At 60.5% G+C, this 16,672-nt stretch carries 10 protein-coding genes and 2 pseudogenes; 5 read left to right on the top strand and 7 right to left on the bottom strand.

The genetic code is table 11. The features are described from left to right. Positions 1–244: 244 nt before the first annotated feature. Complete coding sequence (locus Q7L05_RS10915; protein ID WP_303906123.1) at positions 245–1,243, bottom strand: hypothetical protein; 999 nt, start codon at positions 1,241–1,243, stop codon at positions 245–247. A 669-nt stretch (positions 1,244–1,912) separates the two neighbouring features. Here Q7L05_RS10915 and Q7L05_RS10910 point away from each other — a divergent pair. Next, positions 1,913–3,812 (top strand): annotated as a pseudogene (locus tag Q7L05_RS10910) (DUF294 nucleotidyltransferase-like domain-containing protein). A 229-nt stretch (positions 3,813–4,041) separates the two neighbouring features. Here Q7L05_RS10910 and Q7L05_RS10905 read toward each other — a convergent pair. The 4 genes and pseudogenes from Q7L05_RS10905 to Q7L05_RS10890 all read right to left on the bottom strand — a co-directional run bounded on the left by Q7L05_RS10905 (position 4,042) and on the right by Q7L05_RS10890 (position 7,346). Continuing rightward, positions 4,042–5,712 (bottom strand): annotated as a pseudogene (locus Q7L05_RS10905) (BCCT family transporter). Between the two features lie 35 nt (positions 5,713–5,747). Beyond that, a complete protein-coding gene (locus tag Q7L05_RS10900; RefSeq protein ID WP_303906121.1) occupies positions 5,748–6,164 on the bottom strand; it encodes a universal stress protein in 417 nt (138 codons plus the stop codon). A gap of 102 nt (positions 6,165–6,266) precedes the next feature. Further along, on the bottom strand, positions 6,267–7,169 hold the full coding sequence (locus Q7L05_RS10895) for a hypothetical protein (RefSeq protein WP_303906119.1): 903 nt from the start codon (positions 7,167–7,169) through the stop codon (positions 6,267–6,269). 39 nt (positions 7,170–7,208) lie between these two features. Beyond that, positions 7,209–7,346, bottom strand: a complete 138-nt coding sequence (locus tag Q7L05_RS10890) for a hypothetical protein (protein ID WP_303906116.1) — start codon at positions 7,344–7,346, stop codon at positions 7,209–7,211. A gap of 204 nt (positions 7,347–7,550) precedes the next feature. Here Q7L05_RS10890 and Q7L05_RS10885 point away from each other — a divergent pair, with 204 nt between their 5' ends. After that, positions 7,551–9,968, top strand: a complete 2,418-nt coding sequence (locus tag Q7L05_RS10885; protein WP_303906113.1) for a DEAD/DEAH box helicase — start codon at positions 7,551–7,553, stop codon at positions 9,966–9,968. Between the two features lie 250 nt (positions 9,969–10,218). Further along, a complete protein-coding gene (locus tag Q7L05_RS10880; protein ID WP_303906110.1) occupies positions 10,219–11,409 on the top strand; it encodes a ribonuclease H-like domain-containing protein in 1,191 nt (396 codons plus the stop codon). 4 nt (positions 11,410–11,413) lie between these two features. Here Q7L05_RS10880 and Q7L05_RS10875 read toward each other — a convergent pair whose 3' ends face one another. Continuing rightward, on the bottom strand, positions 11,414–14,413 hold the full coding sequence (locus Q7L05_RS10875; protein ID WP_303906106.1) for a mechanosensitive ion channel domain-containing protein: 3,000 nt from the start codon (positions 14,411–14,413) through the stop codon (positions 11,414–11,416). 412 nt (positions 14,414–14,825) lie between these two features. Further along, on the bottom strand, positions 14,826–15,848 hold the full coding sequence (gene galE, locus Q7L05_RS10870) for a UDP-glucose 4-epimerase GalE (RefSeq protein WP_303906104.1): 1,023 nt from the start codon (positions 15,846–15,848) through the stop codon (positions 14,826–14,828). Positions 15,849–16,223: 375 nt separating this feature from the next. Here galE and Q7L05_RS10865 point away from each other — a divergent pair, with 375 nt between their 5' ends. Further along, entirely contained in the window at positions 16,224–16,397 is a 174-nt protein-coding gene (locus tag Q7L05_RS10865) for a hypothetical protein (protein ID WP_303906100.1), read from the top strand. A 48-nt stretch (positions 16,398–16,445) separates the two neighbouring features. Further along, on the top strand, positions 16,446–16,631 hold the full coding sequence (locus Q7L05_RS10860) for a hypothetical protein (RefSeq protein ID WP_303906098.1): 186 nt from the start codon (positions 16,446–16,448) through the stop codon (positions 16,629–16,631). Positions 16,632–16,672 lie beyond the last annotated feature (41 nt).

The raw sequence follows: 16,672 nt of genomic DNA, 5'->3' as shown, positions 1-16,672 counted from the left end.
GGGCCGCCCCCGGCGCGATACTCCGTGATGCCAATCGCCGCGAGGGCGCGCCTCCTACCGGGGATGTGCCTCCGCTCTTTCTGGTAGGAGGGCCGCCCCCGGCGCGATACTCCGTGATGCCAATCGCCGCGAGGGCGCGCCTCCACCGGGGATGTGCTTCTGCTCTTTCTGGTAGGAGGGCCGCCGCCGGCGCGATGGTCATTACGAAATTGTTTTGGGGCGCGAGCCCCCTGCCTCGGCTTCTTCAGAAACGCTTCGCGTGATGTTCGGCGAGGGCGAGGTACTGCTTCGCTCGCTGTACCCATTTGTCCGGATCACTGACACTGTCGTCGCGGTTATGCCATATAGCGATTTTCGCCCGCAGGGTGGCCCGGAAGCTGGAATAGAAATGGATCAGCTTGGGGGCAGGCTGATCGCCCGTGGTCGCAGAGTAGATGTTCAGTAGCTCCACTCCAGCCCAGGCGGCGCCCAGGCGTTCGCACTCGACCGCCAGATAGGCGAGCTCATCCACGGCGTCCAGGATCCGGAAACCGCGATTGAATTCCAGGCAGTCGATGACCACCGGCGGATCGGTGAGACAGACGTGTTGAGGACGCAGATCACCATGGCCCTCGATGATACGCCCGTCGGCGACGCGCCGGTCCAGTTCGGTTGCATTTTGTTGCCGGAATTGTTCGTGTGCATCGCAAACCATCTCCACCGGTGTCGCGGGCAGCGCAAAATCCGGATCGGTCAGCTCCCGTCGGTTTTCGTCGATGTCGTCGGCGAAACGGCGGCGGTATTCCTCGGGGGTGATCTCGACCGGGGACAATTGCCGGTAGAAGTGGGCCAGCCGATCGGCAGCGGGACGGAGCTCATTTGCATCCAAATCTCCGCTTCGGATACGCCGGTCCAGCATTCTCTCGCGGGGCAGTCGCCGCATATGCACCACCCAGTCGACGATACGACCCTTGCCATCGATGGAGATTTCACCTCCACTGTCGGCCGTAATGGGAAGCGTTCCAAGATAGACCCCATCAGCCAGGCGGCGGTTGAGTCGTACCTCTTCTAAGCAGTCCTGGTGGCGGGCGTCCAGAGTGCGAAAGTCGAGATAGCTGTAGCGGACCGGTTTCTTGAGTTTGTAGACATCGTTCCCGGCAATAAAGACCCACGACATGTGGGTCTCTATCGCCTCGACCCGTTCCACAGTAGCAGGATAGGTTTCGGGCCGACGCAAAAAGGCGACTTTATGAGCAAGGTCCATGGGGATTTCCATAGGGTCTTCCCAGAGGTTAGCAACTCGTGCCGCTGCCAGGTAAAACCACAGAGGGCACGGAGCAATGATTCTCCTGTGTTCTCGGTGGTGCTCGTAATAACAGCGAGGGCAATCTCGGATTGGGTAGAGATCAATTCGTCGCCGGCGCACTTTCTGATGAACTTGCCCCCGCTGTCATTACGAGGAGCCTGAGCGACGAAGTAATCTCTACTCCCAACCCCGAGATTGCCGCGTCGCCGGGGCTCCTCCTGAAGAAACTTCTCCCTTTTCCATGCGGCGACGATGCCATTCCCTCCCTGTGGGGGAGGGGCCAGGGAGGGGGTGATCCGATAGGCCTTGGCCGTTTTCTTTCCTCTCATCCTGTCCTTCTCCCTGAGGGAGAAGGGACCCTTCGTTCAGCGCTTCTGAAGAGCTCGAACTATACCATTGATTCCTTGTGAACTGAGGGCAAGTAACGTAAGCCTCCAGTTCTTCATTGATTCGGGCCTGCGCAGCAGGGGGTACGGCTCGCAATGCAGGGGTGGGATGTTCATCAAGAGGAATAGCGGCCAAGGGTTGCCCCTTCCTGTTGGCCAATGAGCCTGCTACGTTTCGCTTTCGAACTGTTTAGCCGGGCAACTCCTGTGGAAAGTCGCGACATGTGAGGTCAGGTTCTTTATGGAAGCGGAAGTACGAGAAATCGGCGGACACCTGGGCCGTTTCCCGCCCTTTGATCGGCTAAGCGAAGAGTTGCTGGAGATGGTGGCAGGCTCGGTGGAGATCGCCTATTTCCGCGCCGGTTCTGCCATCCTCGAGTTCGGTGAACCGATCCACGCACTGCATTACGTTCGAAGTGGTGCGGTGGAGGTCTATCGACATAACGGGGAGCTCTACGACCGGCTCGGGGAGGGGGATATCTTTGGCCACTTTGGACTGCTACGCAATGGGCGGGTCCGTTTTCCGGCCTGGGCAATCGAGGATACGCTCATCTACCTGATTCCGGACACAGTGTTTGACCGCCTCTGTGCCGAGGATGAGAATTTCTCCGATTTTGTCGAGCTGTTCGGTTCGCGGCTCAAGGCGACGGTCGAGCAGAGCGCACGCGAAAATGACCTGATGGTCACCCGTGTACGTACCCTGCTCAGTCGCCTGCCGGTCACCATCGAGGAATCGGCCACCGTGGAGGAGGCGGAGGCGCATGACCGAGCACCATGTCTCTTCGGTATTGCTGCTGACCCCCGCGGAGGGGGAGGACGAGGAAACTTTTCAGGAATTCGGCGATTCATCGTCATGGCGGATGACCGGCATACTGACCGATCATGACCTTCGCGTGCATGTATTGGCAGAGGGGAGCTCGCCCCGGATAGCGCTGGCACAAATCAAGCATGACCGGCTGGTGACGGTCCAGTCGGACGAGACGATCTACGAGGCGATGCTGGCGATGCTGCGTAATAACGTGCACCACCTGCCGGTCCTGCATCGTCGCCGCCCGGTCGGTGTGGTGCACCTGTCGGATATTGTCCGCTACGAGACGCAGAGCAGCCTCTACCTGGTGAGCAACATTTTCCATCAACCCAGCGTCAAGGGGCTGGCGCGTCTTATACCCGATGTACGGGCCGCGTTCGTTCGCCTGGTGGACGAAGGCGCCAATTCACGGATGATCGGCAGTGCCATGTCCACGGTGGGTCGCAGCCTGATCCGTCGTTTGATCGAACTGGCCGAGGAGGAACTCGGACCGGCTCCAATCCCCTACTGCCTGATGGCCAACGGCTCAATGGCGCGTGATGAGCAGACGGTGGTTACCGATCAGGACAATGCCCTCATCCTCGATGATCGATTCAATCCCGGGGAGCATGACGGCTATTTTTTCGAACTGGCGAAACGGGTCAGCGATGGATTGAATGCCTGTGGCTATCCCTATTGTACCGGGGGCATCATGGCAACGAACGCGAAGTGGCGTCAGCCGTTGTCGGTTTGGAAATGCTATTTCGAAGAGTGGATTTCCCGGCCCGATCCCGAGCGTCTGCTGCACAGCTCGATCTTTTTTGATCTCGATGCGGTTTATGGTGATGAGCGTTTCGCCGAGAAGCTGCAGGACCTGATGGCGATTCGGGCGAGCGAGAGCCCGCGCTTCCTGGCCGCTTTGGCGCGCAACGCCCTGGGTCGCACGCCGCCGCTGGGCTTCTTTCGCACTTTTGTGATGGAAAAGGATGGCCGGCAGAGAAACTCGATTGACCTCAAGCGCCGCGGAACGGCACCGATGGTGGATGTGATTCGGGTCCATGCCCTGGCAATAGGCTCAAGGTCTCAGAACTCCTTTGATCGGCTGGATGACATCGAACGGGCCCGGATATTACCGGCCGGTCAGGCGGACAAACTGCGCTACGCGCTCGAGTTTATCGCCATGGTGCGGATCAAGCATCAGGCGCATGACCTGCGAACCGATCATTCACCAGACAACAATATCGAACCGGAAAACGTATCGGACAGTGAGCGGCACAATCTCAAGGAGGCCTTTCAGGTATTGAGCAATGCGCAGAAATTCCTGCGTTATCGCTACCCGATGCCGATTCGCTGAAGTGATGTCGATGAAAAAATCCGAATCCCGGGAGGCGCCGGACTGGGCCACCTGGTTTGAGCAGCAGGCCCCCGACACCCCCATTGGCGAGCTGTGGCTCTGACACCGCAGTCTGGAATCGGCTAGAAAGCCCGGGCAGGAAACGCTGCACCTGTTGACCTACGCCCGATCATCGTAGGATGGGGTGAGCCTGCGAACCCCATCATTCATCGGCGTTTCTTGATTCATCCTACATTCTGTTGGCGGGCCGCGGCTCGTCCATCAGCCCCTTGATGATGGCGTAACATCCCACCAGAAGCACGAGAGTGAATGGCAATCCGGTGGAGACCGCCATCGCCTGCAGGGCGCTGAGCCCGCCGCCGATCAGCAGGGCGATGGCGGTCCCGCCTTCGATAACCCCCCAAAACATGCGCTGGGGCTTGGGCGCATCAATCTTGCCGCCCGCAGTGATGGTGTCGATAACCAGCGAGCCGGAGTCCGAGGAGGTAACGAAGAACACGATCACCAGCACGATGCCGATGAAGGAGGTAATGGCGGTCAGGGGCATTTGTCCCAGCACTTGGAACAGTTGCAACTCCAGGTCGGCATTCTGCGCTCCCTCGAAGCCGCTCATTACCTGCTCAATGGCGGTGGTGCCGAAGGTGGTCATCCAGAATACCGATACGGCCGAGGGGATCAGCAGTACGGCGATCAGGAATTCGCGCACGGAGCGTCCACGGCTGACTCGGGCGATGAACATGCCCACGAACGGCGACCAGCTTATCCACCAGGCCCAGTAGAAGGTCGTCCAGCCCTGGCTGAAGTTTGCATCCCCGCGTCCGAAAGGGTTCGACAGGAACGGCAGTTCGAGCACGTAGGCGCCGATATTCTGTACAAAGCCGGTGGCGATCAGCAGCGTGGGGCCGACAAGGAATACGAACATCAACAGCAGAAAGGCCAGCGCCATGTTGATTTCAGACAGGCGTTTAACCCCCTTGTCGACACCGGCAATGATCGAGACCAGCGCAACAGCGGTAATGCCCGTGATCAGCAGTACCAGGGTGGTGTTGCCGGTGGGGATGCCGAACAGATAACTGAGCCCTGCGGCCGCCTGCTGTGCCCCGATCCCGAGCGAGGTCGCCAGGCCGAACAGCGTGGCAAACACCGCAAGGATATCGATGATATGGCCCGGCCAGCCCCAGATGCGCTCACCCAGAATCGGATAGAAGATGGAGCGTACGGTCAGGGGCAAACCCTTGTTGTAGGAGAAGATCGCCAGGGCGAGCGCAACGACGGCGTAGATCGCCCAGGGGTGCAGGCCCCAGTGGAAGATGGTCGCCGCCATGCCGAGGCGCATGGCTGCCTCCGGATCACCCGCGGCGGCACCCAATGGCGCCCAGTCGGTGCGCAGGCCACCGTCGCTTGTCGTGCCGGCCAGCGAGGTGGCGTAGTGGGTCAGTGGCTCCGAAACGCCGTAGAACATCAGGCCAACGCCCATGCCCGCGGCAAACAGCATCGCGAACCAGGAGAGATAGGAGAAATCCGGCGCAGCACTGGCACCGCCGATCCGCACCCTGCCGAGAGGTGAGAAGATCAGGCCCAGGCAGACCAGGACGAAGATATTCCCCGCCAGGAGGAAGAACCAGGCGAGATGGCCGGTAATTCAGTCTTTCATGCTCTCGAACACCGGCCCGGCCTGTTCGGGTAGCGCCAGGGTAAGGATGACGAAGGCCAGAATCACCAGCGAGGAGAAGGCAAAGACGGCGCCGTGGATATCGACATGGATGCCGAATCTACTGGTGCTGTAGTTATCCTGGCCGATCTGGTAGTCGGTATCGATCAGGTTTGCCGCTCCTTCGGGGGCCGGAATGCCAACGGATGGTTCGAGATTTTCGGTATCGTTGTCGGGTCTGCTCTCCACGAGGCTTTTCTCCGTTATGTCTGTTCTACAGCGCCTTACGGGCGTACCAGGAAGACGGATACGTCACTGTGTGCCGCGACCTTGCTGCCATTGGCCGGCATGATGGCATCGATATGGTGGGGCAGGTGAGTACCCATCACGACCAGGTCCGCTTTCACATCCTTGATGGCCCGTATCAGAATGTCGTCAAGGTCGGCCACCGGATCGTGGCTGTTGTAGACCGCGGCCGCGGCGGAATGCCCGTTGTCGGGGGCGTGCTCGCGGGCGAACGCCGTGAGTTTGGTCTTGTACTCTTCCGGCGTCCGTGCCACCGCGCTGGGCTGGGATGTGGTCACGCCCACATAACAGAGCGCGGCGTCGTAGTGTCGAGCCATATCGGCGGCGACGGTGAGTGACTTCTCAAGCGCATCCAGGTGCGCCAGATCCACTGGTACCATGATTTTGTTGAACATGCTGTCGGCTCCTTTTCGGTTGCATGACGAATTTGGCCGGGGCTTTTTCTTCGGTCTCTATCGGACAGGCTCCCAGGACACACTTCCGCCCGGGAGCATCCGTCAGAAGTAGTAATCGATCGACGCATAGATGGCGGAAAAATCGGCCTCGTAAATGTCACCATCAGGACCGATATCGCCGTTGCTGGTGAGGTACTCGAGATAGATCCAGCCCGGTCCATAATGATAGCGGGCGCCCGGGGCGAACGCCGTTACGGCATCACTGTCGTTCCCGGCCGTGTCGGTGTCGGCCCAACTCGCGTCGAGATAGGTGAACCAGCGTTCGGTGGCATCGAAGCCGAGTTCGATGGCGGCGCGCTGGTTCTTGATCTCCGAGGTCTCGCCCGGGATGTCGCGTCGAATATCCAGCCACTGCGCCTTGAGCAAAAACTCATCGAAACGGCCCTCATAGTGGAGGTTCCAGGCGCTGTGATCACCGCTGATTTCCGCCTCGGCCGGAACAGTGTCGATAAATCGCAGATCCTGCAGTTCGCCAGCCTGCAGGGACACCCCCATCCATTGGTCAGCGGCGACCCGGTAGTCGATATTGCCAACCACGGTATGGACCTTCCTATAGCTTTCCGACGAGCCCCAGTGCCCGTTGTCATCCATGGTGTCGGTGCTGGTCTCGCCCCAGTCGTCGGCATGGTAATAGGCCAGCTGATAGCGGGTGTTTTTACCAGTCTCACTGTACTTCACGCCCACATCCATCTGATCGCCGTAGCCGCCGAGCAGAAGGTCGCCGGGCCAGAAATTGACCGTCTTCCAGCCGAATGGGACCTGACTCTTGCCCAGCTTGAGGTCGCGGGTGTCGCTGATGCTGTAGCCGACCCAGGCCTTGTGCAGGCCAAACGTATCACCGGTTGAATTATTGCCCGGGTCGGTGAAACTTCCCGGACCAAAGCGCATTTCAGCGGAGAGTGACCATGGGCTTCCCTCCTGTTGGTCGTCCAGGTACAGGAACAACGCCTCATCGGCGACATCGCCGACGGTCTCCCGGTCCAGTTACTCGTTGAAGGGTGCCGAGGTGAAATCCGAGTCGGTGATATAGCGGTAATTGCCCCAGAGCCCGCCGGTGATGGAGGGTGAGGCCGATGCGGTGAATGAGACGGAAAAAATCACCAACAGTAGTGCAGTGCGCATGATGTGACCTCTATCTATATTTGTGTCACTGAAACATAGATAAAGTTAACGGACAACTCAGCGGGACGGGTATTCCATCTGCAGAAATCCCCCACAGGGCAGGGCAGGTGTCTCCGATGAATCTGTTAACAGCGTTTGTTCGTGCGGTGGCGCTTCTTTTATCATGCCTCGAGGAACACCCCCGCGAGCAAGAGAACAAACGCCATGAGCACCCCCGCCGGGCAAGTCGGCTCCAAAAAACAGACGGTCGACTCCGTCCAGCGCCTCTCCGAGCGGCTGCGTGCCAAGCACAAGGGCCGGATTACCGGTGAATTGATTGTCCCGGCGCGTGCCGGGCGCTACGCCCCGGTGCCCGATGCGCTGGATACCCGACTGAAAAATGCCCTGGCAGAGCGGGGCATCACGCAGCTGTACGCCCATCAGCGTGAGGCGTGGGATGCCATACGAGCAGGGCAGCACACCGTTATCGTCACTCCAACAGCCTCCGGCAAGACCCTCTGCTACAACCTGCCGGTACTCCAGGCCGCACTGACTGGGGAGGCCAAGGCGCTCTATCTCTTTCCCACCAAGGCGCTCTCCCAGGACCAGGTGGCGGAGATCCTGGAGCTGAACCAGGCCGGCGAACTGGGCGTGCGCGCCTACACCTTCGATGGCGATACCCCCGGTGACGCCCGCAAGGCGGTGCGTACCCGGGGCGATATCGTGGTCTCCAATCCCGACATGCTCCACCAGGGGATCCTGCCGCACCATACGAAATGGGCGCAGTTTTTCGAGAACCTGCGCTATGTGGTCATCGACGAGATGCACACCTATCGCGGCGTGTTCGGCTCCCATGTGGCCAACGTCATCCGGCGGCTGCGCCGCATCTGCCGTTTTTACGGTTCCGATCCGCGCTTCGTGCTCTGTTCGGCCACCATTGCCAATCCGGGGGAATTGGCCGCCCAGCTCCTCGGTGAAGAGGTCCACGCCATTACCGAGAGCGGGGCGCCCAGCGGCGAGAAGCACCTGCTGCTGTGGAACCCGCCGGTGATCAACGCCGATCTCGGTATTCGCGCCTCCGCCCGCTCCCAGGCCACCCGCATCGCCCGTACCGCGGTGCGGGCGGGAATGAAGACCATCATCTTCGCCCAGACCCGGTTGATGGTGGAGGTATTGACCAAATACCTGAAGGATGTGTTCGACAAGGATCCACGCAAGCCGCCGCGGATCTCCGCCTACCGCGGGGGTTATCTGCCCACCGAACGGCGCGCCACCGAAAAGAAGCTGCGCTCGGGCAGTATCGACTGCGTGATTGCCACCTCGGCCCTGGAGCTGGGGGTGGACATCGGCTCCCTCGACGTCTGCGTGCTGAACGGTTATCCGGGGACTATCGCCGGCACCTGGCAGCGTCTGGGCCGGGCGGGGCGCCGTCGCCGCACCGCTCTGGGCGTGCTGATTGCGACCAGCCAGCCGCTGGACCAGTACATCGTGCGCAACCCGGAGTTCTTCCTCGGCGCCTCGCCCGAGCACGCCCGTATCGATCCGGATCAGCTGCTGATATTGCTGGACCACGTTCGCTGTGCCGCCTTCGAACTGCCGTTCAGGGAGGGTGAACGCTTCGGCGGAGAAAACCTGCTGGAGATGCTGGAATACCTGCAGGAGGAGGGCATTGTCCATCCGGAAGGGGACACCTGGCACTGGAGTGCCGACAGCTACCCCGCCAATGCCGTCTCCCTGCGTTCGGTGGCGGAGGGCAATTTCGTGGTGATCGACATCAGCGAAGGCGGGCAGATCATCGTCGCCGAGGTGGATTACGCGTCGGCGCCGATGACGATCTACGAGGGCGCCATCTACCTGGTGCAGGCCTCGCCCTATCAGGTGGAGAAGCTGGACTGGGAGGGACGCAAGGCCTTCGTCCGCAAGACCCGCGCCGACTACTACACCGATGCTATCGATTACACCAAGTTGAAGATCCTGGAGAATTTCGAACACAGCACCGGTGAACGGGCGGAAACGGCCCGCGGTGAGGTGCATCTGGTGCGGCGCATCTCCGGTTACAAGAAGATCCGCTACTACACCCACGAGAATATCGGCTACGGCAACATCAATCTGCCCGACCAGGAGATGCACACCACCGCGGTGTGGTGGCAGGTGCACCCGACTGTGCTGGAGGCCGCTTTCGAAAATCGTCAGCAGGCCCTGGACGGTTTTCTGGGGGCCGCCTATGCCATGCACCACGTAGCCGCCCTCGCCACCATGTCCGAGCCCCACGATCTGGGACGTGCCGTCGGTGACGGCGACGCCAAATGGTTCGCTACCGTGGGCGCCAACGGTCGCGGGCAGATCCGTAGTTTCGAAGGGGGAGAGCTCTCATCCGATGCCCCTGAACAGACCGGCGGCCGCTTCCGTCCGGCGCTGTTCCTCTACGACAACTATCCCGGGGGCGTCGGGCTCTCCGCGCCGCTCTACGATCGCCGGGCGGAAGTGGTGGCCAAGGCACGCGAGATGGTCCATGCCTGCGACTGCCTGTACGGCTGCCCCGCCTGTGTCGGCCCCATCCTCGCCTCGGATGAGGTACGCGGCTATTCACCAAAAACAGCGGCGCTGAAGGTACTCGATCTGTTCGGGACGGGTGACGGGTGACCGCAACGAGCGCGGAAAAAGAACGGCTCCTCTTTGATCCCCCTCTCCCGGCCCTCTCCCGGGGGAGAGGGGGCAAAACCGCGAATCCTGCCGGGGAGACAGTGTTTGATGTTCTCCGCCGGTCGGTGTGCAGCAGAATGAAAAACGAAGGGTCTCCTCTCCCTCCGGGAGAGGGACAGGGAGAGGGGTGACCTAAATAGAAACTTCATTTCTTCGCGCCTTGGCGCCTTTGCGGTTAGGCCTTTAAACAATGGCACTGAAAGACCGGCTCAAAACCCTCAAAAGAGAGACGGGCCAGGACGCGCCCGAAGCGCCGACGGCACCGCAGTTTGCCGATCGGGTGTTGCGGTTGCGAACGGGCGGAAATATGCCCTCGACGCGAAAATCGCCCACGCCGGTCGAGGTGGTGGCCGAGGCGGTCGGAGGCGAGGTGATTGGCGAGGGGCTGATCCGCATCGAAAGATGTCTGCCGCTTTCGGGCGCTCACGGAGACATTCCCCTGGCGCGGGTACTGGAGGACCACCGGGCGCTGCCCGAAGCGGATGGGCTTGATGCCCGCGATGCGGTGTTCTTCGATACGGAGACCACAGGCCTCTCCGGAGGCACCGGAACGGCGGTATTCATGCTGGGGCTGGGCCGCCTGCTGGGCGAGGCGCTGGTGGTGCGCCAGTACCTGATTACCTCCTTCGCGGCGGAGCGGACCATGCTCGAGGATGCCGCTGGCTGGTTCGAGAGCCCGCGGGCGCTGGTGAGCTTCAACGGCAAGAGCTTCGATCAGCCGCTGCTGGCCGCTCGGGCGCGGTTATCGGGGATCGCAGACGTCTTCCATGGATTGCGACATGTCGATCTGCTGCACCCTGTCCGTCGCGCCTACGGGAAGCGGTGGTCCGACTGCAGGTTGGCGACCACCGAAAAAGAACTGCTGGGTTTCTCCCGTATCGATGATCTGCCCGGCTCGGAAGCCCCGGCGGCCTGGTTCGCCTATCTGCATCGGGGCGATGCCTCCCGGCTGCCGGGTATCGCGATACACAACCATTGGGATATCGTCTCTCTGGCGGCGCTGCTACCCGCCCTGGCCGATGTTCACCGTGCACCCGGTTTGCGGGGTGCCGACGTCCTGGCGATTGCGCGTATCGCCCTCAAGACCGGAGATGAGCCGAAGGCCTATGCGCTGCTGCAGGAGGCGGAGCAGGAGCTGGAAGAGACCGGGCTGCTGGAGTTGGCGCGTCTGCATCGCGGCCGCCGGGACTGGGAGCGGGCCCATGCGATCTGGGAGCGGCTGGCCGGCGACGGGTGCGGTGAAGCCGTGGAGAGACTCGCCAAGTACTACGAGCACCAAAGGCGTGACTGGGAAAAGGCGCTGGCCTTCGCCCGTAGCCTGCCCCCCTCCGTCGAACGGGAGCATCGCTGCCGACGGCTGGAGGCCAAACTGGGGGAGTGAGTCATCAGGAAGGCCTGACCTGGCGAATGGTCGCGGAATTTTGTATCGGAGGCTCCGATCGTCCCGGGTTCTCGGCCGGTGGCGGCGCTCGGTCCATATGGATGTCGAGCTGCGGGTAGGGAATGCGGATACCCGCGTTACGGAAGCCGTCCCAGATCGCCATGAGGATTTCGGAGCGTGTCTCCAGACGGCCTTGATACTTCAAGTCGATAAAGTACTGTACATGGAACAGTACCGCCGATGCAGCGAATTGCTTCATCCAGACTTGAGGAGGGGGTTCGTCGAGTACACCGTCATGGTCATGCAGTACCGTCTCGATGACCTGTGCCGCCCGGCGCGGATTTTCGTCATAGGCGATGCCCACCTCGACAACCGTGCGGACGATGTTGTCATTGTGCGTCCAGTTGGTGAAGGAGTTCGAGATGACATCGGCATTGGGCATGATGACCTCCTGGTGATCCCAGGTTTTGACGGTCAATGAACGCATGCCGATGTGGGTCACCTCGCCCTCGTGCTCGCCCACCCGGACGATGTCGTGGGTCCGCAAGGGACGCTCCACCAGTAGCAGAATGCCGCTTATGAAATTGTTGGCGATATTCTGCAGACCGAAACCGATACCAACACCGAGTGCCCCCGCGAAAATAGCGACCGAAGTGAGGTCGATCCCGATAAGCTGCAGGGTAATCAGGACACCGGCGAGAACAAAGCTGTACTGGCTGAATACGGAAAGGCTGTGCCGAATGCCCTGATCGCTAATGCCGGAGAGTGCCCAGCGATAGGTGACCAGGCGCAACCAACCGCCTGTTCGCACCACCGCCAGAACGGCGGCCAGTGCAAGCACCAACCCGAACAGCGTGACTGTATTGCCCCCAATCGAAAACAGTGGCACTTGCAGGTAGCGCCAGAGGGCTGATACCACCGGCGTCTCCGGGCCGATGCCGTAGATTCGAAAAGGCAGCGCCCAAAGCGCGATGAAGGCAATGATCTTGAGCAGTGAGTGAACCGGCTCGATCACCCCCTTTGCCAGCAGCATCCCGTGCGCGGTATGCAGATTGACATAGTTCTTCAAGCTGTCGCTGGTTTCGCGCAGGAGGCGGGCGGCGACCAGCCAGACGGCAAGGATGACGAGCACGGTAGCCAGCAGGCCTCCGATCGCCCAGGCCAGATTGACATAACCGGCAACGCCCACCGAGGCGGCAGCCAGCACCGAGGCGGGGGCCAGCAGACTCAAAAGCCGTATCATGCGGGCCCAATAGCGCTCGCCTAACCGGGCATCGAGGTAAGCCAGACTGAGTCGCCGCACTTCGAACATCGGCACCGCGAACATCAGCAGCGAAAGCATGAAAATGCGGTCTACGAAGTTCACCAGCGAGGACGCCAACGACAGGGCATGAACGGTGGCAACTACGACGCCGAGAGAGCCAACGCCCAGGGTTGTCCACTTCAGCTGGCGATAGAGTCGCGGCTTCTGTCCCTCGCCTGGAGGCATCAGCAGCGTCCGGCACAGGTTCAGAAGGAGGTGAACCGAAAATGCACACACCAGAAGTGCAATCAGCGGTAAAGCCGAAGCCTTCGGTGGCAGGAAAGTCCAGAACAGGAGCGCCGCCGTACCGGTAACGGCGAGCGGACGGGCGCTACGCTCCAGCAGTAGCAGGGGGATCTGTAGCAATGCACCCCAGCCCCCATCTGGCATATTGCGCGTAACCAGCATCCGTCGTGTACGGGCCACGAAAGTCAGCCAGAAGGCAAGCCCCAGCGCAACGAGTAGCCAACGGTCGGCTGTCAGTCCGAAGGCACCCCGGACCAGGGTTTGCAGGTCACTGGTAAAGGCTTTGGCCAATAGCGATGGAAGTAATACGAGGTCGTGTGCAAGCTGCTGCCATTCGGCTCTGTTGGCCGGAAGCGGGCGTCGAGCAGTGAGGCCCCGGTGCAGAATCTGGCCGAGTTGCTTTTCGACTTTGTCGGGTAGCGGGATGGCACGCGTGGTCAGCTCGTTCATTTTGGCTGATTGCGCATTGAGTGCCTGCTCCAGTTCCCGATAGATCTGCGTCTCTTCGGATTTGATGTCCCGTTTACTGGCTAGCTCATGCTGCTGCCTGAGCACTTTCAGACGCTTATCGAGAAGGGCACGGCCCGCTTCCAATTCGGTGCCAATGGTCGTGATTTGCTCGAGGACAGACTCGAGTTGTTTGGCCGACATTTCCCGGGTTAGCAGATCCGACTCGAAACTGGCGATGCGGTCCTCGAACTGGGCGATGCGGATCTCCTGTCCGGCCAGCCGTGCTCGCTCTTCTGCCTCGTAAAGCCGACTACGCCACAGTTGCTTTTGTTCAACAGGTGTCGCATCGGCCCTGTTCTGCAGCTTTTCCCGCCAGTCCGCGGCACGGCCTTGCCACTGCTGCTGTTCACGTTCGAAGCGCATCTTGAGCGCTTCCAGGACGGTCTGTTGACTCTCCTCGCGGGCCTGCCGACTTAGCTTTTTGAGGCCGGTGGACCACTCCTTGGCCATCTCCAGCTCTTGCTGAGCGGTTTCTAGCGTGGCTTCTCCAGAGGCCGTGCGTTCCCGTTCCTGCTGCAGCAGCTGACGATTTTTCTCCAGCTCCCGTTCAAGCTCTTGGGTCTTTGAGTCGGGAGACGGGTTTTCTTTGGCCAGGGAAGCGCCTTGGGACTCCTGAAGCTTCTGCTCCAGTTTATCGATGGCCTCAACCAGCTCTTCGGCGCGTTTCTGTGATACCTGCAGATCGAGGCTGGCACCTTCCAGCTGAACCCGGGCCGATTCGATATCGAGCTCTGCCTGCTCCACCATTGAGGGAGTGATTTCGCTCGGCGTTAATTCTGCCAGTCTTGCCTGCTGCTCAGCCCGGCTGGAATCGGGCTGAGCAGCTTCAACTGCCGCCTCACTCGCTGGAGCAACCAAACCGCGCTGGGTCTCCTCAACGGATTCGGCGGCAGCGAACCCGAAGCCGAAAACGACGAGCAGGAGAAAAGATCGAAGGGGGGGCATAGGACGCAATATTCGCTGCAAGAGTCGGGCTGATGCTAGGCCAGAAGTGGTGCCCGAACGGTGAAACGGCTCACAACCCACCTTGAAGTTCCAACATGGGCCGCGTTTTCAGATCGTGAAAAACCTGGTGCACTCTACCACCTCACTCGCCACGGACATTCAAGACTCCCAATGCTTCTAAAAGTTCCGGACCAATCCCCAAAATCCGACTGGCTGCTAGTGGTCCATGCCCTTTCCAGGTAGCGGAACGCGGGATTGGCCCATTAACGGGGCTCCCTTCGGGCCGGCTCACAAGCCTCCCTGGCTGCGTTGCCGTCGCCTGAATTGGCTACGGCCGGTCCTGCGCGCTCCTGCGCCTTGCCGGTGGCGCTTGTGAGACCGGCTGAGCGTTACACTATTTCCGCATGGACCACTAGCGAACGGGGGCCAGCCATGGGCCCTGACTTCTGGGTGCCGAGACGCGCCGTTCCCAGTTCCAGGCGGTTTCGACAATAAAGTCGAGATCGTCGTAGCGGGGTTTCCAGCCGAGCCTCTGGTGCAGGCGTCCGGCGTCGGCAATGAGGCGGGGTGGATCGCCGGGCCGACGTGCAGCCTCTTCAATCGTCAGTGACTTGCCGGTAACCCGCTGCACCGAATCGAGAACTTCCCGCACACTGTAGCCATGCCCGTAACCACAGTTGAAGACCGAAGAGTCTCCGTCGTTGCGAAGATATTCCAGCCCGAGCCGATGAGCATCTGCCAAATCCTCGACATGAATAAAGTCGCGAACGCCGGTACCATCCGGCGTCGGGTAGTCGGTGCCAAAAATCTTGAGCTGCGAACGTTTTCCTATCGCCGTTTCACACGCGACTTTGATGAGGAGCGTGGCATTCGGCGTTGACTGGCCGATGCGTGCATAAGGGTCACAGCCCGCCACATTAAAATAGCGGAACGCTACATAGTTCAGATCGGTGACCAGGGCAAGGTCGTGCAGCATCCATTCCGACATCAGCTTTGAGCGCCCGTAGGGGTTGATCGGGAGGGTAGGTGTATCTTCACTGGCGAATCCGTCATCGGGCATGCCGTACACCGCAGCGGTGGAGGAGAATACGAAATGCCTGACACCGGCTTCACGGCAGCATTCAAGTAGGGTCCGGGTACTGGAGGTGTTGTTGCGGTAATACTTCAGTGGGTCACGCACCGACTCCGGAACTACCGTGTGGGCTGCGAAGTGCATGACCGCATCCACCCGGTTTTCGCGCAAAATAGCGAGTACCGTTTCTCGATCGCCGGTATCCCCGACAATCAGGTCGCCGTGCAAAACCGACTCGGCGAAACCGGTCGAAAGATTATCCAAAACGATGACGCGTTCGCCGACTTCAGCAAGCTGTCGTACCACATGACTGCCGATATAGCCGGCACCGCCGGTCACCAGCACTGCAGATTGCTCTTTCATGGACCATCCTTGGCTTTTTGGTGGATTTTCGCCTATGCGCATCGCCCGCCCTCCTGGCGAGCTGCATGCCTGTAAAACTAGTCGGCTGTTGAGCGCGGGTGGGGTAGGGGAAACCCTACTTTTTCGACAGGAGGAGTGTAGGTGCAGGCTGGCAACCCCCCAATTCACCGTACAAAAGGCATTGGCTCCCGCAGCCTGCCGGGCTTAGGTCCGGTCTACTGCGGCCCACAAAGCGAGATTCCCGGTTGGCTGAATCCGGAATAGGGGTAGTAAAGGGCACCACTGTTTCGGGGCCCGCCAACTTGCGGCCGGGGCATACCTCTGCCATAACGTGATTAAGGCTCCCCGCAATAAGGAAAGTGTGTAGGAGGGACCATGGAACGGACACGCAAAGAGCAGCAATGCAGCCCCACGCTCGGCTGCGTTGAATCCCTGTTGGTGGTTGCCGGTGGTGCGATGGCGTTGGTCTGGGTTCTGGCCATCGATGGTGCCAGTCCGACTGTCGGCGATCTCTTCCAATTTTTGATAACGGCGCTCCCGGGCTCCTGACCGGCCTTGAGTCGAGCAGCCATTCAGTTCCTTACCCGGTGACTACTCATGAATGCACCTTCCGACAAGAACCTTGGTCGCGAGCCACTGTTCCTGGAAACGGCAGGAGCGTCGGCGAAACGTCGGGAACACTATCCGGGCCGTCTTCCCGAGTTCGAATTCGGTCGGCTACGGGTGCCCGATGAGGAGACCCATCGATTGCTCCTAAAGGCGGGGCAGGGCGGCAGTTACTGAGCTCCAGTCAGGGCGAATTCGCGACCGTGGATTCGCCGCCG

Origin of the sequence: Thiohalomonas denitrificans, assembly GCF_016841685.1 — a bacterium.
GTDB classification, from domain to species: Bacteria; Pseudomonadota; Gammaproteobacteria; order Thiohalomonadales; family Thiohalomonadaceae; genus Thiohalomonas; species Thiohalomonas denitrificans_A.
This window is presented reverse-complemented; position numbering and strand designations above follow the sequence as displayed.

Excerpts from the sequence above, each read along its gene's own strand:
- galE (WP_303906104.1), bottom strand. The coding sequence starts at position 15,848 with ATGAAAGAGCAATCTGCAGTGCTGGTGACCGGCGGTGCCGGCTATATC.
- Q7L05_RS10885 (WP_303906113.1), top strand. The coding sequence starts at position 7,551 with ATGAGCACCCCCGCCGGGCAAGTCGGCTCCAAAAAACAGACGGTCGAC.
- Q7L05_RS10915 (WP_303906123.1), bottom strand. The coding sequence starts at position 1,243 with ATGGACCTTGCTCATAAAGTCGCCTTTTTGCGTCGGCCCGAAACCTAT.
- Q7L05_RS10865 (WP_303906100.1), top strand. The coding sequence starts at position 16,224 with ATGGAACGGACACGCAAAGAGCAGCAATGCAGCCCCACGCTCGGCTGC.
- Q7L05_RS10880 (WP_303906110.1), top strand. The coding sequence starts at position 10,219 with ATGGCACTGAAAGACCGGCTCAAAACCCTCAAAAGAGAGACGGGCCAG.
- Q7L05_RS10890 (WP_303906116.1), bottom strand. The coding sequence starts at position 7,346 with ATGCGCACTGCACTACTGTTGGTGATTTTTTCCGTCTCATTCACCGCA.
- Q7L05_RS10875 (WP_303906106.1), bottom strand. The coding sequence starts at position 14,413 with ATGCCCCCCCTTCGATCTTTTCTCCTGCTCGTCGTTTTCGGCTTCGGG.
- Q7L05_RS10860 (WP_303906098.1), top strand. The coding sequence starts at position 16,446 with ATGAATGCACCTTCCGACAAGAACCTTGGTCGCGAGCCACTGTTCCTG.
- Q7L05_RS10900 (WP_303906121.1), bottom strand. The coding sequence starts at position 6,164 with ATGTTCAACAAAATCATGGTACCAGTGGATCTGGCGCACCTGGATGCG.